The organism is Pseudodesulfovibrio alkaliphilus (genome assembly GCF_009729555.1).
Taxonomy (GTDB): Bacteria; Desulfobacterota; Desulfovibrionia; order Desulfovibrionales; family Desulfovibrionaceae; genus Pseudodesulfovibrio; species Pseudodesulfovibrio alkaliphilus.
The window spans coordinates 1-22,698 of sequence record NZ_WODC01000005.1; the positions used below are offsets into that span (position 1 = coordinate 1).

Sequence of the window (22,698 nt, forward strand, 5' to 3'; positions counted from 1 at the left end):
TAGTTAAGCCCTCCATCGCCGATGATACTGCATGGTAGCGTGTGGGAAAGTAGGTCGTTGCCAAGAAATGTTTCCAAAGCCCCGATTCGAAAGAATCGGGGCTTTTGCTGTTTTGCGCCGGGGGGGGATTTGGCGTTATCCGACATAGGAGACTGACAGAGACGGACTGCCTGCTTCATCGACGACGATTTTGACAAGGGCCAGCGGTCTCGTCCCGGACAGCTCAATTGTACATTGGGCCAGCATCGCCTCCACGGGCAAGCCTCCGGTGCCCGCTTCGTCGCCATTGTCCACCACCTGTCCTACCCGCGCGGGAGTGCCGGGGGCCAACAGCCCGAGATGGTAGACAGGCGCCATCTTGAAGATGACGTTCTCGTTGCTCAGAATGTTTTCCATGTACAGCGCCCCGACCATGTTCACGCCCATGCCAACATTAACCTCAATGCCGGACCTGTTTTCTACGATCACATCGTCCTTGATGACCGTGCCCACGTCAGGGACGGGAACCAGCCTGAAAGGATCCGGGTCTGTTTCGGAGCTGTATTCCAGCCGCCACCGGGTGTGCAGGGCCACAGGCCATGTCTTGTCCTGAATGAGGGCGTCATCCTCTCGGGACCCAAGGACCACTGCAGGAGCATCGGACCATGTGAGGGGCAGGCTTGCCTTGGGCGGCGCCTCGCCTGTCATCCAGACCACGCTGGCGCAATGCCTGGCTTGTGGCAGTCGCAGGAACAAGACATAGTTGAAGGGAATTTCCGCGGGGTTGATGATGGTCAGTCCCAATTGCATCGTTTATCTCCGTGAGTTGGGCGGCGGCCACCTGGTGGCCGCCGCCGGTTAAGTGTTAGCGCCGCGAGTAGGCGGTGGAGCACTCGATGGCGTCACCCTGGCGGATGGCGGTGATGGTGGCCACGTTGGAGCCCTCGGCAAAGCCGAGCTTGAAGGGCCCGACTTCGACGTTGCTGCTGATGACCTCGCCGATGACCACGTCGCGGAACAGGCCCACCCAGTAGATGGGAGTCACCTTGAACTGGGCCGAGGCGTTGCTCAGGACATTGCGCTTGAAGACCGAACCCATGCCGGACATGCCGATGCCGGGATTGGCCTCCAGGCCGGACTTGTTGTTGATGACGATGTGGTCCGCCTGGGTCGAATCCAGGGCATCGACCAATTCCAGCTGCTGAACGCCGTCCTTGTAGACGATGTCCCACTCGAAGCCCAGGTGTGCATCAAGGGTCTGGGAGGCGTAGTAGACGCCCAGCGGGGTGTCCTGCCTGTAGGCGGCGAGGGACACATTGTAGTTCACCTCCCAGAAGACACCGCTGGAACCGGACTTGGGCACGGTGGTCAGCTTCCATGCCACGCTGTCGAGGCCGATGGAATTGGGCAGGGTCTGGTACACGGCCATGCTCCAGGTGCGATCCGTGGCGTTGTCGAAATTGACGTAATACTTGTCCATGAGACTCTCCTTTGCTGGTTGATGTTTCCGTCCGTGGCGCCTGAACGGTGTATGGAAAGACGCGATCCGCCGCGTCATTTCGCCTTGCCTGCGATTCTGATGAACCGGCCCGGCGTGGTGTGGAAGATTTGCCGGAACTTGATGCGAAACTGTTGCGGCTTGGCAATGCCCAGCCGCTGGGCGATCTCCTCCACGGTGGTCCGCTCCGTGGCGGCCATGATAATCCGCGACCGCACCGCCTTTTCCTGATCAATGTAGCTTGACAGAGAGAGGTTCAGATCCTCCTTGAACCGCTTGGAAAGGTAACTCTTGTTGACCTGAAAGGTCTCCGCGATGGAGTAGCGCGTGAGTTGAGTCAGCTCCTCGTTGGTACACGTCATGATGTACAGGGCGATTGTTTCGGAAAGATTGAAGTGTTTCATGGGCCGCACCCTTTAATATCCTGTTTCAGATGTTTTTCGCATAGCCTGTATTTTAATAACGTAAACAGTCCCAAATCGTCGCCTCACACCAGACTGTGTGGGACTTTCCGGTGGGTACGAGCCGCGCCTATCTTGGCCTTGCGCCGCTGTCGTCAGCATGGCTCCGGGCATCAAAGGAGGATTTGGACATGAGGAAATTGCGGATAAGAGAAGTGGATTTCGAAGCGGTCAGGCTGTCCAGGCAGGGACTGGACCGGGTGGACGCGGTCCTTGGCGAGGCGGTTGCCAGCCTGTTGGGCGGCCGGATAAGGAATGTGGTCGGCGTGGGCCGGGGGCACAAGTGGGTGGGCGGCCTAGCCAGGGCCGAAGCCTGCATCCAGGTGCAGGTGGCGGAAAAGGTGGATGCCGACCGTCTGGACGAAAGGGACCGCATCCCGGAGAGCATCGGCGATGTCAGGACCGATGTGGTGGAGGTTGGTCACGTTGTCTTCAGCGAGCTGAAGAACAAGGTGCGGCCCCTGGAGTCGGGATACAGCGTGGGGGCGATCCACAAGGGGGCCAAGTCCACCGGCACGCTGGGCGCTTTTGCCACCTGCTTGGTGGGGTCGCAGAAGCACTTCTTTATCCTCAGCTGCAACCATGTGCTGGCGAATAACAACGTCTTCCCGGCTGGCACCGAAGTCATTCAGCCCGGCCCCAATGACGGCGGCACGATCCTGGAAGCCGTGGGGCAGCTCTGGGCCTTCGTTCCCCTGTCGACAACCCAGGACAACCTGGTGGACACGGCCTTGGCCACGGTGGAGGAGGATCTGATCATCCCGATCCGGCCGTATGTGGCCCAGTGCGTTCCGGCTGCCGAAATCACCATCGGCATGGCAGTAATGAAAAATGGCAAAACCACAGAACTGACCGCCGGGGTGGTCACAGCGGACAAGGTGACCATCATGGTCGCAGATGCAGCCGGCAACCACTACACGATGACTGATCAATTGACGGCCAGTTACCGCAGCGAGGGGGGTGACTCCGGTGCGCTGGTGGTATCGCGGCAGAGCAACAAGGCAGTGGGGCTGCACTTTGCCGGAACGCCGGGAGTGGCGGCCTACATGAATGTCATGGAGAACGTGCTTGGGGCTCTTAAGGTCTCCCTGTACTAACCGATAGAACCGGAGCGTGAGGCTGCGCGGCGTGGGAAAGGGGGGCGTCCCCCTTTCCTGTTTTTGTCGGTCCTGGCCGGGTAAAAAGAGTTTTCAGTCGAAAAAAAATGAAGTATCAAGCGGCGATGTTTACACACGCCATAACCCGCCGCCCGTCCGAAGAGATGGTTGAGGGTATCACCTCCGCCAACCTTGGAACCCCTGACCCGCATCTTGCTCTGGCCCAGCACAAGGCATACTGCATGACCCTGGCAACCCTGGGTCTGGAGCTGACCGTGCTCGACGCCGAGCCGGGATACCCGGACTGCTGCTTTGTGGAGGACACGGCCGTGGTTTGCGAGCATGTGGCCGTGCTGGCCCCTCTGGGCGCACCCTCGCGCCAGGGCGAGGAGGCGAGCGTCGAGCCGGTGCTGCTGCGCCACAGGCCCGTGGTGCGCGTCAGCCCGCCCGCCCTGTTTGAGGGCGGCGACGTGCTCCAGGTGCAAGACACCTTTTTTATCGGCCTGTCGGAGCGGACCAACATGGCCGGGGCCACGGCCCTGGGCGAGGCGCTGGCCCGCCACGGCTACGCCTGGCATGCTCTGGAGATGGGCGATGCCCTGCATTTCAAAACCGATGTCAGCTTTGTTGGCGACAACACCCTGCTGGTGTCTCCCTTTTTCGACAAGGCCCCGGAGCTGGCGCGGTTCCGGCGCATTGTGGTGGACAACGACGAGGCATACGCCCGCAACTGCCTCTTCATCAACGGCACGGTCATCGTGCCTGCGGGTTTTCCGCGCACCCTCGCAGCGATCAAGGCGCTGGGGCGGCCCACGGTGGAGCTGGACATGTCCGAGTTCCGCAAGCTTGACGGCGGGCTGACCTGCCTGTCGCTACGCTTCTAGCGCCGCTTCCCTCCTTGTCTCAAGGACGCAAGAAGGCCGGGCACGTTCGCGTGCCCGGCCCTTTGCATGGTCGCGGTTGGTTTTTAGAAGAGCTTCTTGAGCAGATCCGCCGGGGACTTCCTTTCGGGCTCCTTGGTTGCTTCGTCAGAGGTTCTGCCGCGGCCGAGGATGGTCTGGCGCAGGGTCTCCTCGATTCCCTTGGCGCCTTCCTTGAAGCTGCCCTTGAGCAGCGCCTCGGCCAGGGCCTTCATATCCAGACTGATGGATGGGTCGGCCAGGGAGCCGCGTGCCCGGATGGGCAGGGGCAGGCCGGTCAGCTCCTCGACGGATGCGCCGTCCTGACCCTTGAGGGTGCCCACCACCGTGACCGTTGCCAGATAGTCCACGCTGTCCTTGGGCAGGTCGGCCCAGCCCTTGCCGGTGAGGCGCAGGAGCGGCGATTTCATGAGCAGGTCGTCGTTGACGATGTGGCCGTTTGTGATGCGGGCGCTGCCGAGCAGCTCCGCGAAGTCGGTGCGCATGGGTTCATCGCCGGAAGCGGGTCTGCCCCTGAGGGTGTTGAAGGCGTCGCGCAGCATCTTGGCCACGTTGATGCCGTTGATGGCGCCGTCGGTGAAGGCGAAGGAGGCCGTGCCCGAGAGGGAACGCTTGATTGCGTCCGGCGTCAGGCCGGTGCCGGAGAGATCGTATTTGACCACGGCCGTGCCGAGCACCTGTTCCTTGCCGGTCATGTCCTTGAGCAGCGGTCCGGCCTGGACGCCGGACACTGCGGCCTGGGCCTTCCATGCGGCGGCGGCCGGTCTGGCGTCGAGCACCGTGGTGGCGTCCAGGGTGCCGTCATAGAGTTTGGCCGTGAAGGGACTGACGGTCAGAACGCCCCCGCGGGCCACTATCTGGCAGAGAACATCGGCCACGCGCAGGTTCATGGCCTTTGCCTTGCCCACGGTGATGCGGCCGTTCAAGTCCAGTTCGCGCAGGGCCGTCAGGTCCGGCTCGCTGGCCGGGGAGGCGTCGGCCGGGCTGGCCTTGGCGGCGGTGTCAGCACTGGGCTCGGCTGCGCCGGCCGGTGGCATGTAGCGGTCCGCGTCGATGTCGTCCACGTTGATCGCGAACTCCATGGCGGGCTTGGCAAAGTTTTTGACCGAGCCTGTTCCGGTGATGGTGGTGTCGTCAAGGGTGACGCGCAGGGATTCGATGATGGCGGCGTTGTCTGTTCCGTTGAACTTGAGGGCTGCGGCCAGGGCCGAGAGGGCGGCCTTGTCGGCCGTGACCGGCGGCTCCACGCCCACCTGCTTCATGATTTCGCGAAGACTGGTGCGGGCGAGGTCCACCTCGCCGGAATAGGCCAGCCCGTCCTTGGCCTTGACATAGGCGAAGCCAGACAGGCGCATGCCCAAGGCATCAAGGGTCAGGTCGGTGACATCAAAGGCGGCGGCCTTGAGATCAATGACGGCCGTGCCCGCCAGTTTCGGCCGGGTAGTGATTTTGGGCTTGTCCGCGGCCTGATCAAGGGTCAGGTCAAAGGCCAGTTCAAAGGGGAAGGGGCGTTTGTCGCCGATTTCGCCCACCACGAGTCCGAGGTTGACCAGGGAGACGGCCGTGCCCGCGGCTGCGTCGGCATAGAACAGGCTGGCGTTGGTGATCTCCACGCCGAGGACGGAGATGTCCTTGATGGATTGTCCGGCGGCGGTGTCTGCGGTCTGGTCCTGCTGCGGGGTCGGAGCCGGGGCGGCCGTGTCGTCGGGCTTGGCCAGATCGTCCCAGTTGTTCACGCCCTGGGCGTTGACCGCCAGATTGGCCGTAAACCCGTCCAGGGCAATGACCCCGATGGACACCTCGCCCGAAAGGAGCGGCAGAAGACGGATGGACGCCTCGGCCCGACTGATGCGGATCATGGCCTCGGGAGAGAAGCCGGGCCGGTTGCCCAGGGCCACCGGGCCGACCTCAAGCCCCAGCCAGGGGAAAAAACTGAAACCGATGTCGCCTTCAAAGACGAGATCGCGTCCGGTCTGCTCCTTGACCAGTTGGGAGATTTCATCCTTGTATTTGTTGGGGTCCACGGTCAGCACCAGGACGACCGCCGCTGCCACGAACAGGGCGAGCAGCGAGCCGATGGCGATGAGTCCTATCTTGAGCGGTTTGGTCATGATGGCTCCTTGGCTGGAGGGTGTCGGCGCAGAGTCTTGTGCGACAGCCGCGCCGGTTATTCTTTCTCTACCACGTGGCTGCCAATGTGCCTAGCCCACGGTGGAAAAATCGGGTCTGTTCGTTTACCGGCCGCTTTTTGGGCCACGCAGGGCCAGGCCCTTGATCAGACCGAAGCATCCGGCGAGCATCATGTCGCCGCCGGGTGCCGGAAAGGTTACGTCGTATCCCGCCAGCAGGCTCCGGCGCGGGCCGAGAACGTAGGTGGGGCCGAAGCCGTCGGCCTCGGGGGGGAGGTCCAGGGTCAGGCAGCCGTGCCCGTTTTCCTCGAACACCTGGTCAAAGCTCAGGCTGCCGCGGCGGAAGCGGGCCAGATCGGCCCAGAGTTTGGGGCCGTCCACGCAGCCGGTGTGCTGCTCGTACACGCCGAGGATGCGGCCATCAAAAAGCAGAAAGGCGATGAGGTGGGAGTTGCCTATGTTGACCAGGGTGATGCCGGTTCTGCGTCCATGGGCCTCAATCTCGTCCACGTAGAGTGCGCCGAGTACGGCCGCGGCCCCGGTATCGGCCACAGGTCCGCCGCCGATGTCGCGACCCAGGTCGGCCAGCCGGGTGAGCATGGCGGGCGGACTGTCCCATATCAGGCTTTCGGGTCTGCCCGCCCCCTCGGTCAGCAACGTGCGCCAGAGGTTGAAACGGCCCATGCGGTTTGACTTGCCGGGATGAAAGCCGTGGTCCTGGGCGCAGGCGGCCACAGAGCCGGGCCAGTCCAGCTCGGCTGTTTCGAAGAAGCGGCGCCACCACGCTTCGTCAAAGTCCGTGAGATGCACGGGGGCAGATCCCTCGGGGCATTGCTCGGTCAACCGGATGCCGGACTCCTCCAGCCGGGAGAGATCGTCGGCCATGGTGTAGGCCGCGCCGGGGGTGGCGGCCACGGCCAGTCCGGCCTGCTGATGGGCGCGGACGGCCCGGCTCACCCCGCCGCCCATGTTGCTGCCGTGCAGCCAGATGTCCCGGCCTTTGCCGGTCAGTTGCCGGATGTGTTCCCCGATGCGCCGGGCCGGGGCCGGGAGCACGAATTTGGGGCAGTTCTCGACCTCCATGTCGGGCGAGTAGAGCAGCACGTCCTGGGTGCCGCTGCCGATGTCGATGCACAGGATGGTGTCGGCCACGGGGAATCTCCTTGGGTTTCAGGGGGACAAGAATACCTTGCCGCGTCTTTGCAGGCAAGGTCGGGTTGGCGTTGCAGTCAGGGGGCCGGGCCTGTACCATGCGAACATGTCAATTTTCGCCTGGACCCTGATCGTTGCCTGCGTCGTCCTGCTCGCGTTCTCCCTGTTCCGTTATGCGGGATTTCTGGCGTCCAATGTCCGGGCCGGTCTGCTGGGCGAGATCCGCGACCACCGGGGCGGACTGGTCCGACCTGTCCTGGCCGGGATGGCGACCTCCTTTGTGGCCGGGGTTGCGGCGCTCATGGCCTACCCCCTGGCCTGGCTGCCGCGCCGGGAGGCCGAGGCCGGGAACCTGCCCGTTGTCCTGGTGCACGGCCTGTATCACAACCGCTCGGCCTGGCCGCTCTTTGCCCGCCATCTGGCTCGGGCCGGGTTCACCGATCTGCATACCTATGAATACAACAGTTTCACCGGCCGCTTCGACGAGGCCGTTGACGGGCTGTGCCGGACCCTGGACCGGCTGCTGGGGCCAAGGCGCGGGGCGCGGGCCATCCTGGTGGGCCACAGCCTGGGCGGGCTGGTCTGCCGGGCCGCGGCCGTTGATCCGCGCTGCCGCGGCCGGGTGGCGGCCTTGGTGGCCCTTGGTTCTCCCCATGCGGGGTCCGAGTTGGCCCGAATGGGGCTTGGCGCCATGGCTCGCGGCCTGATTCCTGGCCGTGGCGCTGCCCAAGGCGGTATCCCGGCCATGGTCGGGGCGCTGCCCGAGCCGGACTGCCCCAGGCTCGCCCTGACCAGCCCTGTGGACGATTTTGTCTTTCCCCGCTCCTGCCTGCGTCCGGGCAGACCCGGCTGGATCGAGCATACGGTTCGGCCCATGGGCCACGTCTACATGCTCTATTCGCCCGAGGTGGCGGACGCGACGGCGGAGTTCCTGCGCGAGGCAACCTCTGCCGGGGCCGTGCGGGCGACGTTCGCTGAACCCATTTGATGGAAACAGGATCGGGCGCACAGAGATTCTCTGTGCGCCCGGCTTGGCAATCGGAAATATGGACGGCGGTTGTCAGCCGCCAGTGACTTCCAGTATCTTGGCCTTGAGGGTCTCGGGTTTGAACGGCTTGGTGATGAAGGCCGTGACCCCGGCCTTGCTGGCCAGGCTCTGTTGCGAGGCCTCGGATTCGGTGGTGACCATGATGATGGGCACGTCCTCAAAACCCGGGGTGTTGCGCACCTTGCCCACCAGCTCCATGCCGTCCATGACGGGCATGTTCATGTCGGTGATGATGACATCGAACCGACCGCCCTGCTCGATGTGGTCGTAAGCCTCTTCGCCGTTGGCGGCCATGAATGGCTCGAAGCCGAGGTCGGTGAGGATGGCCCGGTGCATGGCGCACATGGAACGCGAATCGTCTGCTGCCAGGGCCAGCCGCGTGGTGCTTTCGACCTGGGGCAGACGCAGTATGTCCTCCTCGGCCCGGCTGCCACCGATGTCTGCGAGCACGGCGCGGAAAGCGTCGATGATTTCCGGGTCCCTGGACTGGACCAGGGCGTCCATCAGGGCGTCCCCCGCCCCCGCATTCTCGTACAGGGCGTCAAAGAGGGTGGTGGCCCGGGTGGCGATGACGGCCTTGGCCAGCCTGTCGCTCTGGTCGTCGGCCTGGGCGACCATGGCGGTCATGGTCGAAACCATGCCGGGGTTGACGTGGCGCTCAAGCCCGCCCACCACGGCCATGAGGATGAGTTCGTCCGTCTCCCGGAGCCCGTCCACCAGACAGATGATGCCCTTCATGGTGCCGATGCGGCCCAATGCCTCGTACACGGCATAGCGGACATTGGCGTCGTCGGCCTGCCCCTTGTCAAAGGCTGCCACCAGTCCGTCGGCGCCCGATCGGTCGCGCACGAAGCCGAGTACGTTGGCCGCCAGGATGCGGGTGTCGGTATCGCCGGTTTCGAACGCGTTGAGCAGCATGGGTACGGTGGACTTGCCCATGGAGGTGAGGGCGTCGGTGATGATGCGGCGCACCGTGGGGTTTTTGTGATGGAGTTTTTCCACCAGAAAACCGATGGTGTCATCCCGCTCGAAGGAGGAGAGGGCCTCCACGGCCTTCCATGTGGTGATGTCGCAGATTTCGTACCGATCCGGGGCCTCGCTGTCGACGAGCATGGCCTTGAAGCTGTCGATGGAGTCCTCGTCCTTGAGCCTGCCCAGCGCCTCGATGCAGGTGGACTTGATGAACGGGTCTTCATGGTCCAGGTAGCTGCGGAAGATCGGGGTGGCCGAGGGGGCGGCGATGCGCGCCAGGGCATTGAGGATTTCCATGAGCTGGTCCGGGTCGGTTTCGGACGCGGCAATGTCGGCCAGGGGGCCGGCCGCGTTTCGGAAGCCATGCTCGCCCGCCACGCGGATGCACAGGGTCCGCAGACCCGGATGGGGGTCGGACAGGCCCTTGATGACCGTGGCCTCGTTGCTTGAAAGCACGGCGTTGAGGGCGTTGACCACCATGTAGTCGATGGAGGTATCTCCCACGGGGTTCTTGAGCAGGTCAATGAGCCCGGGCAGATCCCCGGCGTCCTTGTTGCCGGAAATCTCGTTGAGGATCATTATCTGATCCAGAAATTCCTTGTCTCTGAAAGCATCTAGCGTCGCCATGCGTCTCTCCGCCTGTTGAGGTGGCTGGCCGCCTACTCGAAACAGAATTCGATGGTGAAATGGCCGTCCGGGGTGGTGAAGGGGATGGCCATGATCGGAGTCTTGGCCATATGGGAGATGGTGTGGCCGTCGCCCAGGATCACCGTGGGCGTCGAGCCCTGGAAGACGTAGCCTTTCTCGGCCAGTCCGGCACGGGCCTGTCCCGAGATCATGTTGGTCAGTTCGCCTACCGCGTCCTTCACATCCTGCATGATGTCCTCAATCTCGTCGCCCAGCATGTTCTTGACGATGGCCACGGCGCATCCCTTGGAAAAGGAAAGGGAGACGCTGCCGTTGCGTTCGCCGGTAATGCCCACCAGCCCGGACACGTCGCCCGCTGCCACGGTGTTCTTTTTGACGTAGGGCTTGCCCACCTGCGGCTTGATGAAGGCCATGGTCGAGAGCACGTCGACCGCTGCTTTTATGAAGGGTTTCGCCAGTTCGACATCCATACCTGTCTCCTTGAACCTAAGCCTCCCGGACCGCCGCGCCGTGGGCCTGTGGTGTTTCGAAAAAAGTTCGGGGTCGCGCTTCCTTGCGCGACCATTGTATCGGAATAGGTATCGGCTTCGGCGAAACGGGTCAAGCCGCGTGTAGCGAAAATAAAGCCCTTGCACAAAAGGACTTGCGCCCGACGGGCAGAGGGCATAAAGCCAGAAACACCCATGCCCGCGCCCAGTTCCGACACAAGAGGGCCGTTTCGTGCGGCGCTTCCGGCGGTGCTTTTCGTTGCCGTCATCTTTTTTCTCAACTTCCTCTCGCGGGTTTCGCTCGCCCCGGTCATGCCCCTTGTTCAGGTGGATCTCGGTTTCGCCCATACCGGGGCGGGGGTGGTTTTCATGGTCCATGGAGCGGGCAACGCGCTGGGGCTGCTTTTGTGCGGTTTTCTCTCCCGGGCCGCCACCCATCGCCGCACAGTGGGCATCTCGTCGCTTCTGGTGGGTGTGGCCGCCCTGGCCGTGCCCCTGGCCGGAACCTATGCCTGGCTGCTGGTCGCCGTTTTCGTGCTTGGCGTGTGCGTCGGTCTCTATCTGCCCTCGGGCATTGCCGTCATCTTTTCCCTGATTCGCAAAGAGGATTGGGGCAAGGCCATGGCCGTTCACGAGCTGGCCCCGAACCTCGCCTACGTGGCGGCCCCTCTCCTGGCCGAGGCGCTGCTGCTTCGGTACGACTGGCGGGCCGCCTTTGTTCTGCTCGGCGTTGCCCAGGTCGTTTTGGGGCTGTGGTTCATCCGTTCGGGGCGGGGCGGCGACTTTCCGGGGGTGGTGCCCGGCCCGGACATGATCATGACGATTCTGCGGCGTCCGGAATTCTGGCTTCTGGTGCTTTTCTTCAGTCTCGGGGTGGGAGCCTCGGTGGGCCCTTATGCCATGCTCCCCCTCTACCTGGTCGATGTCCACGGTTTCGAGCGCGAGGCGGCCAACCGTCTGCTGGCCATCTCGCGCATGCTGGCATGCTCGTCCCCCTTTGTGGCGGGCTGGATCACCGACAGATGGGGGCCGCGGCCCGCCATTCTCCTGTGTCTGCTCCTGTCCGGCTGCGGCCTGCTTGCCCTGGGGTTATGCTCCGGGCAGGCGTTGGTGGCGGCCACCCTGTTTCAGCCCGTGGCATCGGTGCTCATGTTCGCGCCTGGATTTACCATGCTCTCCACCGTGTTCCCTCCCGAGCATCGTAGCGTGGCCGTGGCGCTCATGGGTCCGGTCAATGCCCTGATCGGGTTGGGCGTGGTGCCCACTTTTCTTGGAGCCATGGGGGACGCCGGGTTTTTTCAGTACGGTTTCGCAGTGCAGGGGGGGCTGCTGCTGTGGTCCATGGCCTTGCTGCGGCGTTTGCCTGCAGGAACCGGGGGGCGGGTGGATTAAGCGCGTTTGCCCGGGCGAGGGCGGGAAGGTTGGGGGAGAAGGGAGAAGAGATAAGGAAACCGCCTTTGGCGGGTTTTTGCGGGAAGCGTTTCGTCCCTTCGGGCCGACTTACTTTTGGACCGGATCGCCAAAAAGTAAGCAAAAACAGCTCTTTATCTTCTGTGATCGGGTCTCCCGCGCCGTGCGCCAGTAACGTCGGCCCGCTGGAGAAACAGTTGTCGGCGTCGAAGACTCCGCCTCCGCCGGGTTTCGCCCTAGACGTGAGCCGACGAACTGGCGCTGCGACGCTCCGCCCATTGTCTATCTGTCGTAAGTGAAGGCGAAAATGGCGTGATCAGCGTGGATTGGAAGAAGGTCCCCGGATATTGCAGGCCCTTTCAGCCCACCACGACCCAAGTCTTGCTCTCTTTCGAGTGCCCCCTCCCTCATCGCCTCTTCCCGTGCGCCGTCAGACGAGCCCCGAGAGATCGTAGGTGTCGGCCTTGTCTATCTCGGCCTGCACGATGGTGCCGGGGGTCAGGGGCTTGTCCGGGGGGGCGGCCACATAGGTGGTGCCGTCCACTTCCGGGGCCTGGAACCAGGCGCGGCCCAGGTGCAGACCGGGCCATTCGGGCGAGGGGTCCTCGATGAGCACCGGCAGGGTTTGCCCGACGTGGGATTCCATGATCTCCCGGCTGATGTCGGCTTGCAGGGCCATGAGCGCGTCGCGCCGGGCGAGCTTGGTTTCCTGGTCCACCTGATGGGGCATGGCGGCGGCCGGTGTGCCGTCCTCGGGCCAGTAGGGGAAGACGCCGAGGTGGTGAAAGCGGGTTTCCTCCACAAAGCGCATCAGCTGGTCGAAATGTTCCTCTGTCTCGCCGGGATAGCCGACGATGAAGGTGGTGCGCAGCGCGGCCTCGGGGAAGTGGTTGCGAACCCGGTCGATGACCTTGCGCGGGTTGCGGGCAAAGGGGCGGCCCATGGAAGCGAGAACATCGGGGTGGGCGTGCTGGAGCGGGATGTCGAAGTAGGGCAGCAGCGGTTCGCCGACGGATTTGAGGAAGCCGAGCAGGTCGTCGGTGAGTCCGGCAGGATAGAGGTACATGAGGCGCAGCCAGGAGATTCCGGGGATTTCGGCCAGCCCGGCGACGAGGTTTCTGATGGTGTTGTCGCCGCCGAGGTCCGTGCCGTAGGCGGTGGAGTCCTGGCCCACGATGACGATTTCCGGGACGCTGGCCGCCAGGGTGTGCGCCTCGGCCAGCAGGGCGTCCTTGGGGCGGCTTCTGTGCGGCCCCCGGATGGCGGGGATGGTGCAGAAGCGGCAGTTGTGCGAGCAGCCTTCGCTGATCTTGAGGTAGGCGAAGGCGGGGCCGGTGGAAAGCCGACGCGGGGCGTCGCCAATGCCTGGGGTGGCGATTATCCGGGCTCGGCCGATGGCCTTGCCGATCATTCCGGGCCACAGGGCGATCTGGTCGGTGGAGAGCCACAGGTCCACCTCGGGCAGTTCGTCGCGCAGGTCCTGGCCGTAGCGGCTGACAAGGCACCCGGCCACGGCCACGAGGGGACGGCGGCCGGTGGTTTCGCGGGCTTCGTCTGCCTCGCGCACGGCGTCGAGGATGGCGGCCACGGATTCCTCCACCGCAGGCTGGATGAAGCCGCAGGTGTTGATCAGGGCGAGGTCCGCTCCGGCCACGCTGTCTGTGGGGACCATGCCCGGGCCGAGAACGCCGAGCAAACGCTCGGTATCCACAAGATTCTTGGGGCACCCGAGGCTTACGGTGAATACCGCAAGGGGAGCGGCGGGATCGTGCGTCATGCGTTTATCCTTTGAAAAGGGCGTCCGATTGTATTATCGTCCGGTACTGCCCCTTTTCGGTCAAGGGGGCAATCATCAGGTCAGGAGGTCACAGTGCTGTCAACACACGGCGAGGACAAGCGGTACGTCATCGGCGTCATCGGCGACATTCCGGCTCTACTGACATTTTGGCAGATGTTCAAGGACCAAGCCAACAGCATGGTGCTCCAGGAGATAGGCGTGGTCGCCGTGGCTCTCCCCGGGGGAGGCCCGCTGCCAGACGCCGCTCCGGCCGGGACGAACATCCCCACCTACCCGGACTATCGGGCGATGCTCGACAACCATCCGGCCATCAATCTGGTCATTGAGTCCACAGGCAGGCCCGCCCTGGTGGGAGAGCTGCGGGCCAGGCTGCCCGTGGGCATCACCCTGGTGGAGCGCAACGCCGCCAGTTTTTTCATCAAGCTGCTGACATCTGACAAGATATGGGTGGCCTGCAAGATGGACCTGCTCCACACCCAGAACATGCTCAAGACCATCATCGACCAGATGGACCATGAAATACTTTTTCTCGACGCCAAGGGCGAGATCGTGGGCAGCAACAAGACCGTGCTCGACAGGCTGGGCCGGGCCAAGAGGGACATCATCGGCCTGTCCTATTGCGAGGTGTTCACCGGCACGGACAAGCCCGAGTGCGGATTCGAGAAGGACCCCTTCGGCCGGACCATGCGGACACGCGCCCATGCCGAAACCATGACCAGCGAGGTGGACCACGATGGCCGGGTGCGTTATTTCCGGGTCTACACCCATCCCGTGTTCGACGAGGACGGCACGGTCAGCCATGTGGTGGCCATCCGGCGCGACATCACCCAGCGGACATATATGGAGCACAGGCTCCAGCAGGCGGAGAAGCTGGCCTCCATTGGCGAGCTGTCCACCTACATGGCCCATGAGATACGCAACCCGCTCTTCACCATCAGCGGGTTCGCCAATTCCCTGATGCGTACGGGCGGGCTGGACGATAAGGCGCGTGAGAAGATCGGGATCATCCTCGAGGAGTCCAAGCGGCTTGACGAGATCCTCAAGAGCCTGCTCAATTTCACGCGGCCCACCGAGGCCCAGGTGGCCGAGGTGGACATCAACGAACTGGTGCGGGCCACCATGGAAGTCATGAGCCTGCCCTGCGAGAACCAGGGCGTGGAGGCTCTGGTGGACCTGGACGAGAACGTGGCCAGGGTCCACGCCAACCCGGACCTGATCAAGCAGTGCCTGATCAATCTGGTCAAGAATTCCCTTGAGGCCATGGAGGACGGCGGCCGCCTGCTGGTGACCACGGCCATGACCCACAACTACGCGGTGCTGGCCGTGGAGGACACGGGCCACGGCATTCCGCTCGATATCCGCGACAAGATCTTCAGCCCGTTCTTCTCCACTCGGGGCAAGGGCGCGGGTCTCGGGCTGGCCCAGACCCGCAAGATCATCGACGAGATCGGCGGCGAGGTGGATCTGGTCAGCCGGGTGGGAGCGGGCACCAAGATCACGCTGTATCTGCCGCCCATCCTGGCGGTTGCGGATTCCGAGGAGTCCGGGTAAGCACATCCCCTGTTTCCACACACCAGTCATCAGGGGGATTGCATGGACGCCATTGTCCTGGCCACCGGCAACAAGGGGAAGATTCGCGAGCTTTCGGTGCTGCTTGAACCGTTTGGAGTGCGTGTGCGCAGTCTGACGGAATTCCCGGAGATAGGCGAAATACCCGAGACCGGGGACACGTTTCTTGAAAACGCCCTGATCAAGGCGCGGACCGTGGCGGAGGCCACCGGGCTGGTGGCCGTGGCCGACGACTCGGGCATCGAGGTGGACGCCCTGGGCGGTGCGCCGGGCGTGTATTCCGCCCGCTATGCGGGCGAGGAGTGCGACGACCGCGCCAACAACGAGAAGCTGCTTGCCGCGCTGCGCGGCGTGTCCGACGGGCAGCGCACCGGCCGCTACCGTTGCGTGATGGTGGCCGTGGCCCCGTCGGGCGAGAACATCGACGCCGACGGCAGCTACGAGATCCGGGTGGGGCATGACTACCGGGGCAGCGGCGGGTTCGGCTACGATGTCATCGTGGTGGACCCGGAGATGGGCTGCCACGTGGCCGAGCTGGACCCCGAGGTCAAGAACCGCCGCTCCCACCGGGGCAAGGCCATGCGCCGGTTGCTGGCCAAGTGGCCGGAATTCTGGGCAAGGGTCAATGCCCGGCCGTAACAGACTGCTGAAATACGGCGGCCTGCTGTCGTGAAGTGACTGTGGGCGAGTCCTCGAACCGTACAGGAAACGTATTCAAAAAAACACAAATCCGCAGGACAGCGGATTTGGACATCGGCTCCTGCCGACGCCCGTGAGGTGAGCCCCAGGACGGGGCGAATCAAATCCTCGCGTGCCAGGAGTACATCTCTGCCCTCATGATCCGTCAGGCTCGAAGGCGTCGATCGTGAACCTTTTTCGCGCCGGGCATCTCACCATTTTTGAACAGCCTGTATGGTATGATTAGTTGTGCGTGTTGCTCGCAGGACTCTCAGTGAGGATGAAGACCGCAAGCTCCAGGGTGTAGGTGGTCTGTCCGGCCTCAACCTGCTGGCGAGGTATGACCACATCGGAAAAGGCGACGGTGTATTCCGCGTCCTTGCCGGGGTGGGTCCATCCCCGGATGGGCATGCCTTGGTGGGTGGCGACGAAGTTGGCAAGAATATCCCTGGTCCGGGGCGTGGCCTGCTCCCAGGTGTAGAGAAAGACTCTGTGCCCGCCCAGCGTCAGGGGGCGGGTGCCCTTGCTTGCATCCGCGGGGATGTCGGTGAGGGTTTTCGGCGGCATCTCCAAGGGGCCATCCACGGTGGGATCGGGGATGGTGTCGGGGAAGAAGGTGACGGTCCTGACTTCATAGGGGCGTTGCGGCATGGGGTCTCCTTTGCGCTGGAGTGGGGTGGCGGCGCACTGGCCGTTTCGGCAGGATGTCTGCGTGCGCGTTGCCGAGGCCAAGGCCCGGATTCCTTTGTCAGCGGCTGACCGAGAGCAGGCCGTTGAGGGCGGCCATGACGGCCTGGGCCTTGACGGCTTCGCGTGTGCCGGAAAAGGTGTACAGCCGGGCGCGGGTGCCCGAGGGCCATGCCCAGGCCATCCAGACCGTGCCCACGGGCTTGTCCGGGGTGCCGCCCGCTGGCCCGGCGATGCCGGAGATGGCCACGGAGATGTCCGCGCCCACGGCCGCGAGCGCACCCTGGGCCATGGCCAGGACCACGGCCTCGGAGACCGCTCCGTGTTCCCTGAGCAGGGCCGGGTCCACGCCCAGCAGCTTTTCCTTGACCTGGTTGGCGTAGGCGACCACGGACCCGGCGAACCAGTCGGAACTGCCGGGCGTGTCGGTCAGGGTGCTGGCCAGCAGGCCCCCGGTGCAGGATTCGGCCGTGGCCAGCAGATTGCCGTGGGCGCGCAGGTTTTCGCCGAGTTCGGTCACGGCAAGGGAGACGAGGCGGGTATCCATTGGGTCCTCCGGGTCGGTTGCGGTCCGATGCGTGTTCCTGGTTGTTACCGGATGGCGGCAATGGTTGCAATCCCGGCCGCATCGCCCGTATGATGGTCAGAGGAGCGCCCATGACCGTTACCCCGTCCGAGCTTTTCGCCCTGGCCTTGAGCCGCCACCGCCAGCCGTGGAACTTCACCGTCCAGCTCGCGGCGCTTGCGCTTTTCGGGCTGGCCCTGCTCCTGCACAGTTTCCTGGTCTTTGCGGCCGGGCTGATTCTCTTCGGTTTCGGATTTTTCGAACTGCCCCTGCCCGAGATGTCTGACGGGCGCTGGCGCAGAGTGGTCCAGGCCTCGGTGGAGTGGGAAAAGAACTGGTCCGTGCTGCCCTGGACCTTTGCCAAGTGGGCGGGGCTGTGCTTTGTGTTGCTGGCGTGCTGCCTGCTGGTATGGGCCCTGTGGACCCGCGATCTGGCCGTGCTGGCACTCTTCGTGGCCTTCGGCTACCTGGCCCGCGTGGTGGCCGAGAACCGGGCCGGGGGCATCGACCCATAGAAGGCGGATGAAAAACGGCGAGCTGCTGTGGTTCGGTGACTGTAGGCGAGTCTTCGAGCCGTGCAGAAAACGTATTCAAAAAGTTCACAAATCCGCAGGGCAGCGGGTTTGGACGGTGGCTCTGCCGACGCCCCGAGGGGGTGAGCCCCTGGACGGGGCGAATCAACTCCCCGCGCACAAAGAGTACCCCTCTGCTCACATGTTTCGTAAGGCTGGAAGGCTCGCCGACGGCTCAAGGGCTTCGGCTCCGAACTTCTTTCGCGCCTGGCATCTCACCATTGTTAAACAGTCGATTGAGAGATCGGCAGCGGCCATTTGGCTGTTACCATCCGGCAACAGGACGCTTCAGGCGTCCTGCCGGGCAAAATCATGGACGGGCGCGGCTCTGGATGGTACGTTGCCTGGACCCAAATTCATCTGGAGGAACACATGAGCGACGACACCAACGCCTGCAAGCAGTGGCTGAACGAAGTCAACTGGGACATGATCCACGAGGACGCCGTGACCCTGTATCTGGAGTGGGGCAACAACAACTACCGCGATGCCATGCGTTCGCCCGTGACCCGTAGCGGCGAGTATTCCGTCTACTTTGCCGTGGACACCTGGGAGGAGCCCAAGGTGGTGCTCATGCGTATGGACAATTACGGCTCCACCATTCTCTGCTCCAAGAAGCTCCCGGCCGAACTTTCCCGCAAGCTTCTCGACGACATCAAGGACATCAAGGGTATCCTGGAGCTGCCTTCCTACATCAAGGAGTGGCTGATCGCCGAGTTGGAAAAATAACCCGGTCGGAACCGTGCGTTGGAGGGCTGTTCCGGTAAGGGAACAGCCCTTTGCCGTCCATGCTTCCGGGGCCGGGGGAGCCGGGTTTTCCCTTTTCAGTCGGGCCGCTCTGGGGTAAGGGGAGTGGGCTTGGCGGCCGTGCCCGCCCATCACGCATACCACTTGGAGAAAGCCATGAATATACCCAAAGGATATCGGTTCGCCGCCGTCCAGGCGGGGCTGAAGAAGCCGGGCAAGTACGACCTCGGCGCCATTGTCAGCGATGCCCCGGCGGTGGCCGCGGGCGTGTTCACCACCAACAAGTTCAAGGCCGCGCCTGTGCTGCAGTGCAGGGAGATGCTGGCCGGTGGCCGAAAGATGAGCGGCTTTCTGGTCAACTCGGGCCAGGCCAACGCCTGCACCGGGGAGACCGGCCGCGCCAACTGCCGCGAGACCCTGAATCTGGCCGCCAGGGCGCTGGGTGTGCCTGCGGACGAGCTGCTGCCCGCCTCGACCGGCGTCATCGGCGCCCAGTTCGATCTGGCCAAGTGGGAGGCGGCAATGCCCGCCCTGGGCAAGAGCCTTGAAACCGGCACTCCCGAGCTCGTGGCCCGGGCCATCATGACCACCGACACGGTGCACAAGCTGGCCCACGCGCACTTCGAGCTGCCCTCTGGCGAGGTGCGGCTGCTTGGTATGTGCAAGGGCGCGGGCATGATCAGCCCCAACATGGCCACCATGCTCAGCTTCATCCTCTGCGACGCAGATATCTCAACCGAGGCGTGGCAGACCATGCTGGCCGACTGCGTCAACCTGACCATCAACCGGATCACCGTGGACGGCGACATGTCCACCAACGACTGCGTCATGGCCCTGGCCAACGGCGCATCCGGGGTGGCGGTGGAGAGCGAGGACGACTACATCGCCCTGCGCAAGCACCTGCTGGGCGTACTGGAGGAGCTGGCCTACAAGATCGTCATGGATGCCGAGGGCGGGACCAAGGTGGCCTTCATCCAGGTCTCCGGGGCCAGGAGCGATGCCGATGCCGAGAAAGTGGCCCGGGCCGTGGGCAACTCGCCTCTGGTCAAGACCGCGCTTTTCGGCTCGGACCCCAACTGGGGGCGCATCGTCTGCGCAGCGGGCTATTCGGGAGCGGCCTTCAACCCCGAGGATCTGGTGCTCAAGATCGGCGGCATCCTCGTGTTCCGCAACGGCACCCCGGAACCGGGCGACATGGACGGACTGCTAAAACCGATCATGAAGGAGCGCGACATCGTTATCCATATTGACATCGGCGACGGGCCGGGCAGCACCCTGCTCCTGGCCTCGGACTTGAGTCGCGACTATGTGTCCATCAACGCCGATTATCGGTCATAAGGCAAGAGAACGTATCATGGCTGACATGGACGGACGGGACAGACTCAAGCGGCTGGCGGATTTCTTCTTTGAATGCGGGATGCTCAGGAAGACGCCGCGAACGGGCTACCAGTTTTTGGGAACCGGCGCCGAGAACGTGGCCGAGCACTCCTTCCGCACCGCCGTCATCGGCCACGTACTGGCCCGGATGGCCGGGGCGGATGTGGCCCGCACCACCTATCTGTGCCTGTTTCACGATCTGCACGAGGCGCGGACCGGGGACTACAACTACGTCAACCGCATCTACAACTCGTCCACGCGGACCCTCGCGCTCGAACATGCCCTCAAGGGCACCGGGCTGGAGGAGGACGTGCTCGGCTACTGGCAGGAACTTGAGGAGACCGCCACCCTGGAGGCGCGGCTGGCCCAGGACGCGGATCAGCTCGACTTTATCCTCAATCTCAAGGAACAGGCCGATCTGGGCAATCCCTACGCCGCCAAGTGGCTCGAAATTGCGGTGCAGCGGGTGCGCACCGAATGGGGCCGCGAGCTGGCCGAGACCATCGCGGTCACGGACCATACGGACTGGTGGTTCCTCGGTCCCGACCCCGCCTGGTGGGAGCGCAAGAACGGCAGCAATGCCAAGAAGTGATCCTGGGAGGATTTCACGATTATTCTCTGTCCCGGCCTGTTTGCCTTGCCGTTTGATGAGATTTTAGTTAAATAGCTTGATCCAAGGTTTTTCAGGCGGGTTTGGCGGAGATTCCGAGGGCTGTTTCCAGAGGATTCTTCAGGAAACCTGAGGGTGTAGTCAAGACAAGGGCCCCTGTTCCGGGCGCCTGGGGGTGGAGTCATACATGGCCGAAAAGGCGCAGGGCGGAACCTTTTCCTTGGCCCTTCCGGGCCGGGCGTTCGGGAGGATGCTGGATGAGCTGGGAGGACTTTTCCTGTTCTTCCTGCAAGCCGTCGCGCTCATGTTCGCCGGGTGGGGCCAGTTTGCCAAGACCGTCCGCCAAGTGTATTTCATCGGCGTCCAGTCGGTCACGGTCATCGCGCTGATCGGCCTGTTCACGGGCATGGTCATGGGCATGCAGCTTTACTATGCCCTTTCTGTCTTCGGGGCCGACGGCTTTCTGGGCACGGGCGTGGCCTTGTCCATGGTACGCGAGCTGGCCCCGGTGCTGACGGCCATCATGCTCACGGGCCGGGCCGGGTCGGCCATGACCGCCGAGATCGGCGTCATGCGCATCTCCGAACAGATCGATGCCCTGACCATCATGGACATCAACCCCATGCGCTATCTCGTGGCCCCCAAGATGGCCGCCTGTCTGATCAGTTTTCCCATCCTGACCGCCTTCTTCAATCTCATCGCCCTGTGGGGCGGCTGGCTCACCGGGGTCAAGCTGCTGGGGGCCAATGAAGGCGTGTACTGGTCCCGGGTTCAGGGCTCGCTCGACTGGAGCGACATTGAGGGCGGGTTCATCAAGTCCCTGGTCTTCGGGGTGCTGGTCTGCGCCATCTGCTGCTTTGAGGGCTACAACACCCACACCCGTTCGGGCCGCGCAGGCCCCGAGGGCGTGAGCCAGTCCACCACCAGCGCGGTGGTCAAGTCCTGCGTCGTCATTCTCGCGGCGGACTATGTCCTCACGTCGCTGCTTTGGTAGGGGAGTCATGGGTAACGCACCGAGCATCCGCCTGGAGGGGCTGACCATTGGGTACGGCAGCAGGATAGTGGCCGAAAACCTGGACATCGAGTTTCCGGGCGGCAAGCTGTCCATGGTTGTCGGGGGCTCGGGCTCGGGCAAGTCAACGCTGCTCAAACACATCCTCAAGCTTCAGCCCATCGGCAAGGGCAGGGTGTTTATCGGCGGTCACGACATGAGCGCAGTCTCCGACCGGGAGCAGCGTTGCATCCGCCAGCGCACCGGGGTGCTCTTTCAGGACGGGGCGTTGCTCGGCTCCCTGCGGCTGGGCGACAATATCGCCCTGCCTCTGCGCGAACACACGCGGTTGACCGAGAGCGAGATCATGCGCATCGTGCACGACAGGCTGGCCATGGTCGGCCTTGACCACGCCGCGCATCTGTTTCCCAACGAGCTTTCCGGCGGCATGCGCAAGCGGGCCGGTCTGGCCAGGGCCCTGGTCATGGACCCGCAGATGCTCTTTTGCGACGAGCCGACCTCGGGCCTTGATCCGGTCATGTCGGCCGAGCTGGACCAACTGATGCTCGAGATGATGTGCCAGTTCGACATGACCATGGTGGTGGTCACCCACGACCTGCGGAGCATGCACGCCCTGGCGGACTTCGTGGTGGTGCTCGGCGAGGGGCGCAGCCTCTTTCAGGGCACCATCAAGGAGCTGGATGCCACCAAGGACCCCTACCTGCGACGGTTCCTGGACCGCTCTGCCGGGGAGCGGGCCACCTCGCGCCTGACCCTGCCGCCCATCAGCCAGGACAGGATGAAACTCGACTGCGCCGACATTCTGGGCGCAAAAGCCACAGGCCGAAAGGATGGACGATGTTCAAACTGAATAAGGAAACCGCCGTCGGACTCTTTGTGCTCGTCGGGCTGATCTCCATCGCCTACATGAGCATCAAGCTGGGCAATGTCCAACTCTTCACGGACAGGTACTATACCGTTCATGCCGATTTTTCGGACGTTTCCGGCCTCAAGGTCAACGCCCCGGTGCAGATGTTCGGGGTGGACATAGGGTTTGTCAAGGGCATCGTCCTGGACCAGGACAAGGGCATGGCCAGGGTGACCATGATGATTGACCGCAAAGTCCAGCTGACCGATGACGCCATTGTCGGGGTCAAGACCAGCGGCCTGATCGGCGACAAGTTCCTCAAGATCGCTCCGGGCGGCCTGGGGGATCCCATCGGTGACGGGGACGCTCTCTTCGACACCAATCCGGCCATCGACCTTGAGGATCTCATCAGCAAATTCGCCTTTGGAAAGGTGTAA

23 protein-coding genes are annotated in these 22,698 nt (G+C 63.6%); 13 read left to right on the forward strand and 10 right to left on the reverse strand.

The features are described from left to right. Positions 1 to 135: 135 nt before the first annotated feature. The 3 genes from GKC30_RS08490 to GKC30_RS08500 form a co-directional block, all read right to left on the reverse strand. Positions 136 to 789 carry a hypothetical protein gene (locus tag GKC30_RS08490; protein WP_155934068.1) on the reverse strand — a complete coding sequence of 218 codons (654 nt, stop codon included), beginning with the start codon at positions 787 to 789 and terminating at the stop codon, positions 136 to 138. Positions 790 to 844: 55 nt separating this feature from the next. Further along, a complete protein-coding gene (locus GKC30_RS08495) occupies positions 845 to 1,459 on the reverse strand; it encodes a RhiA family protein (protein ID WP_155934070.1) in 615 nt (204 codons plus the stop codon). 74 nt (positions 1,460 to 1,533) lie between these two features. Further along, a complete protein-coding gene (locus GKC30_RS08500) occupies positions 1,534 to 1,881 on the reverse strand; it encodes a helix-turn-helix domain-containing protein (RefSeq protein WP_155934072.1) in 348 nt (115 codons plus the stop codon). Positions 1,882 to 2,069: 188 nt separating this feature from the next. Here GKC30_RS08500 and GKC30_RS08505 point away from each other — a divergent pair, with 188 nt between their 5' ends. Both GKC30_RS08505 and GKC30_RS08510 read left to right on the forward strand, forming a co-directional pair. Then, the gene (locus GKC30_RS08505; protein ID WP_155934074.1) at positions 2,070 to 3,035 is read left to right on the forward strand and encodes a chymotrypsin family serine protease; all 966 of its coding nucleotides are present in this window, start codon (positions 2,070 to 2,072) and stop codon (positions 3,033 to 3,035) included. 125 nt (positions 3,036 to 3,160) lie between these two features. After that, a complete protein-coding gene (locus tag GKC30_RS08510) occupies positions 3,161 to 3,919 on the forward strand; it encodes a dimethylarginine dimethylaminohydrolase family protein (RefSeq protein WP_155934076.1) in 759 nt (252 codons plus the stop codon). Positions 3,920 to 4,002: 83 nt separating this feature from the next. Here the strand turns inward: GKC30_RS08510 and GKC30_RS08515 are convergent, their stop codons facing one another. Both GKC30_RS08515 and GKC30_RS08520 read right to left on the reverse strand, forming a co-directional pair. Continuing rightward, the gene (locus GKC30_RS08515) at positions 4,003 to 6,066 is read right to left on the reverse strand and encodes an AsmA family protein (protein ID WP_155934078.1); all 2,064 of its coding nucleotides are present in this window, start codon (positions 6,064 to 6,066) and stop codon (positions 4,003 to 4,005) included. Between the two features lie 123 nt (positions 6,067 to 6,189). Then, a complete protein-coding gene (locus GKC30_RS08520) occupies positions 6,190 to 7,236 on the reverse strand; it encodes a DUF1786 domain-containing protein (RefSeq protein ID WP_367614048.1) in 1,047 nt (348 codons plus the stop codon). 106 nt (positions 7,237 to 7,342) lie between these two features. Between GKC30_RS08520 and GKC30_RS08525 the strand changes: the two genes are divergently transcribed. After that, the gene (locus tag GKC30_RS08525) at positions 7,343 to 8,224 is read left to right on the forward strand and encodes an esterase/lipase family protein (protein WP_155934080.1); all 882 of its coding nucleotides are present in this window, start codon (positions 7,343 to 7,345) and stop codon (positions 8,222 to 8,224) included. A gap of 72 nt (positions 8,225 to 8,296) precedes the next feature. Here GKC30_RS08525 and GKC30_RS08530 read toward each other — a convergent pair whose 3' ends face one another. Both GKC30_RS08530 and GKC30_RS08535 read right to left on the reverse strand, forming a co-directional pair. Next, entirely contained in the window at positions 8,297 to 9,883 is a 1,587-nt protein-coding gene (locus GKC30_RS08530) for a HEAT repeat domain-containing protein (RefSeq protein ID WP_155934082.1), read from the reverse strand. Positions 9,884 to 9,915: 32 nt separating this feature from the next. Next, entirely contained in the window at positions 9,916 to 10,374 is a 459-nt protein-coding gene (locus GKC30_RS08535) for a chemotaxis protein CheX (RefSeq protein WP_155934084.1), read from the reverse strand. Positions 10,375 to 10,587: 213 nt separating this feature from the next. Between GKC30_RS08535 and GKC30_RS08540 the strand changes: the two genes are divergently transcribed. After that, positions 10,588 to 11,784, forward strand: a complete 1,197-nt coding sequence (locus tag GKC30_RS08540; protein ID WP_155934086.1) for an MFS transporter — start codon at positions 10,588 to 10,590, stop codon at positions 11,782 to 11,784. 448 nt (positions 11,785 to 12,232) lie between these two features. Here the strand turns inward: GKC30_RS08540 and rimO are convergent, their stop codons facing one another. Then, on the reverse strand, positions 12,233 to 13,579 hold the full coding sequence (gene rimO, locus GKC30_RS08545; protein WP_155934088.1) for a 30S ribosomal protein S12 methylthiotransferase RimO: 1,347 nt from the start codon (positions 13,577 to 13,579) through the stop codon (positions 12,233 to 12,235). A 93-nt stretch (positions 13,580 to 13,672) separates the two neighbouring features. Between rimO and GKC30_RS08550 the strand changes: the two genes are divergently transcribed. Both GKC30_RS08550 and rdgB read left to right on the forward strand, forming a co-directional pair. After that, a complete protein-coding gene (locus GKC30_RS08550) occupies positions 13,673 to 15,151 on the forward strand; it encodes a two-component system sensor histidine kinase NtrB (protein ID WP_367614049.1) in 1,479 nt (492 codons plus the stop codon). 42 nt (positions 15,152 to 15,193) lie between these two features. Next, positions 15,194 to 15,808, forward strand: coding sequence for an RdgB/HAM1 family non-canonical purine NTP pyrophosphatase (gene rdgB / locus GKC30_RS08555; protein ID WP_155934090.1), 615 nt, complete (start codon positions 15,194 to 15,196; stop codon positions 15,806 to 15,808). A 282-nt stretch (positions 15,809 to 16,090) separates the two neighbouring features. Here rdgB and GKC30_RS08560 read toward each other — a convergent pair whose 3' ends face one another. Next, positions 16,091 to 16,498 (reverse strand): hypothetical protein, encoded by a 408-nt coding sequence (locus GKC30_RS08560; protein ID WP_155934092.1) that lies wholly within the window; start codon positions 16,496 to 16,498, stop codon positions 16,091 to 16,093. Positions 16,499 to 16,595: 97 nt separating this feature from the next. Next, positions 16,596 to 17,081 (reverse strand): CinA family protein, encoded by a 486-nt coding sequence (locus tag GKC30_RS08565; protein WP_155934094.1) that lies wholly within the window; start codon positions 17,079 to 17,081, stop codon positions 16,596 to 16,598. A 110-nt stretch (positions 17,082 to 17,191) separates the two neighbouring features. Between GKC30_RS08565 and GKC30_RS08570 the strand changes: the two genes are divergently transcribed. From GKC30_RS08570 to mlaD, 7 genes are all read left to right on the forward strand, one after another. Continuing rightward, positions 17,192 to 17,614, forward strand: coding sequence for a hypothetical protein (locus GKC30_RS08570; RefSeq protein ID WP_155934096.1), 423 nt, complete (start codon positions 17,192 to 17,194; stop codon positions 17,612 to 17,614). Between the two features lie 429 nt (positions 17,615 to 18,043). Beyond that, positions 18,044 to 18,397 (forward strand): DVU0772 family protein, encoded by a 354-nt coding sequence (locus GKC30_RS08575; protein WP_155934098.1) that lies wholly within the window; start codon positions 18,044 to 18,046, stop codon positions 18,395 to 18,397. 174 nt (positions 18,398 to 18,571) lie between these two features. Next, positions 18,572 to 19,753 carry a bifunctional glutamate N-acetyltransferase/amino-acid acetyltransferase ArgJ gene (gene argJ / locus GKC30_RS08580; RefSeq protein WP_155934100.1) on the forward strand — a complete coding sequence of 394 codons (1,182 nt, stop codon included), beginning with the start codon at positions 18,572 to 18,574 and terminating at the stop codon, positions 19,751 to 19,753. 16 nt (positions 19,754 to 19,769) lie between these two features. Continuing rightward, the gene (locus tag GKC30_RS08585) at positions 19,770 to 20,384 is read left to right on the forward strand and encodes an HD domain-containing protein (RefSeq protein ID WP_155934102.1); all 615 of its coding nucleotides are present in this window, start codon (positions 19,770 to 19,772) and stop codon (positions 20,382 to 20,384) included. A gap of 205 nt (positions 20,385 to 20,589) precedes the next feature. Continuing rightward, on the forward strand, positions 20,590 to 21,396 hold the full coding sequence (locus tag GKC30_RS08590; protein WP_155934104.1) for an MlaE family ABC transporter permease: 807 nt from the start codon (positions 20,590 to 20,592) through the stop codon (positions 21,394 to 21,396). Positions 21,397 to 21,403: 7 nt separating this feature from the next. Then, positions 21,404 to 22,264, forward strand: coding sequence for an ABC transporter ATP-binding protein (locus GKC30_RS08595; RefSeq protein WP_155934106.1), 861 nt, complete (start codon positions 21,404 to 21,406; stop codon positions 22,262 to 22,264). Beyond that, entirely contained in the window at positions 22,252 to 22,698 is a 447-nt protein-coding gene (gene mlaD, locus GKC30_RS08600) for an outer membrane lipid asymmetry maintenance protein MlaD (protein WP_155934108.1), read from the forward strand. The genes GKC30_RS08595 and mlaD overlap by 13 nt, the downstream gene beginning before the upstream one ends.

Excerpts from the sequence above, each read along its gene's own strand:
- mlaD (WP_155934108.1), top strand. The coding sequence starts at position 22,252 with ATGTTCAAACTGAATAAGGAAACCGCCGTCGGACTCTTTGTGCTCGTC.
- GKC30_RS08585 (WP_155934102.1), top strand. The coding sequence starts at position 19,770 with ATGGCTGACATGGACGGACGGGACAGACTCAAGCGGCTGGCGGATTTC.
- GKC30_RS08495 (WP_155934070.1), bottom strand. The coding sequence starts at position 1,459 with ATGGACAAGTATTACGTCAATTTCGACAACGCCACGGATCGCACCTGG.
- GKC30_RS08565 (WP_155934094.1), bottom strand. The coding sequence starts at position 17,081 with ATGGATACCCGCCTCGTCTCCCTTGCCGTGACCGAACTCGGCGAAAAC.
- rdgB (WP_155934090.1), top strand. The coding sequence starts at position 15,194 with ATGGACGCCATTGTCCTGGCCACCGGCAACAAGGGGAAGATTCGCGAG.
- GKC30_RS08570 (WP_155934096.1), top strand. The coding sequence starts at position 17,192 with ATGACCGTTACCCCGTCCGAGCTTTTCGCCCTGGCCTTGAGCCGCCAC.
- GKC30_RS08595 (WP_155934106.1), top strand. The coding sequence starts at position 21,404 with ATGGGTAACGCACCGAGCATCCGCCTGGAGGGGCTGACCATTGGGTAC.
- rimO (WP_155934088.1), bottom strand. The coding sequence starts at position 13,579 with ATGACGCACGATCCCGCCGCTCCCCTTGCGGTATTCACCGTAAGCCTC.
- GKC30_RS08500 (WP_155934072.1), bottom strand. The coding sequence starts at position 1,881 with ATGAAACACTTCAATCTTTCCGAAACAATCGCCCTGTACATCATGACG.
- GKC30_RS08590 (WP_155934104.1), top strand. The coding sequence starts at position 20,590 with ATGGCCGAAAAGGCGCAGGGCGGAACCTTTTCCTTGGCCCTTCCGGGC.
- GKC30_RS08540 (WP_155934086.1), top strand. The coding sequence starts at position 10,588 with ATGCCCGCGCCCAGTTCCGACACAAGAGGGCCGTTTCGTGCGGCGCTT.
- GKC30_RS08525 (WP_155934080.1), top strand. The coding sequence starts at position 7,343 with ATGTCAATTTTCGCCTGGACCCTGATCGTTGCCTGCGTCGTCCTGCTC.
- GKC30_RS08515 (WP_155934078.1), bottom strand. The coding sequence starts at position 6,066 with ATGACCAAACCGCTCAAGATAGGACTCATCGCCATCGGCTCGCTGCTC.
- GKC30_RS08575 (WP_155934098.1), top strand. The coding sequence starts at position 18,044 with ATGAGCGACGACACCAACGCCTGCAAGCAGTGGCTGAACGAAGTCAAC.
- GKC30_RS08535 (WP_155934084.1), bottom strand. The coding sequence starts at position 10,374 with ATGGATGTCGAACTGGCGAAACCCTTCATAAAAGCAGCGGTCGACGTG.
- GKC30_RS08560 (WP_155934092.1), bottom strand. The coding sequence starts at position 16,498 with ATGCCGCAACGCCCCTATGAAGTCAGGACCGTCACCTTCTTCCCCGAC.
- GKC30_RS08490 (WP_155934068.1), bottom strand. The coding sequence starts at position 789 with ATGCAATTGGGACTGACCATCATCAACCCCGCGGAAATTCCCTTCAAC.
- GKC30_RS08510 (WP_155934076.1), top strand. The coding sequence starts at position 3,161 with ATGTTTACACACGCCATAACCCGCCGCCCGTCCGAAGAGATGGTTGAG.
- argJ (WP_155934100.1), top strand. The coding sequence starts at position 18,572 with ATGAATATACCCAAAGGATATCGGTTCGCCGCCGTCCAGGCGGGGCTG.
- GKC30_RS08505 (WP_155934074.1), top strand. The coding sequence starts at position 2,070 with ATGAGGAAATTGCGGATAAGAGAAGTGGATTTCGAAGCGGTCAGGCTG.
- GKC30_RS08530 (WP_155934082.1), bottom strand. The coding sequence starts at position 9,883 with ATGGCGACGCTAGATGCTTTCAGAGACAAGGAATTTCTGGATCAGATA.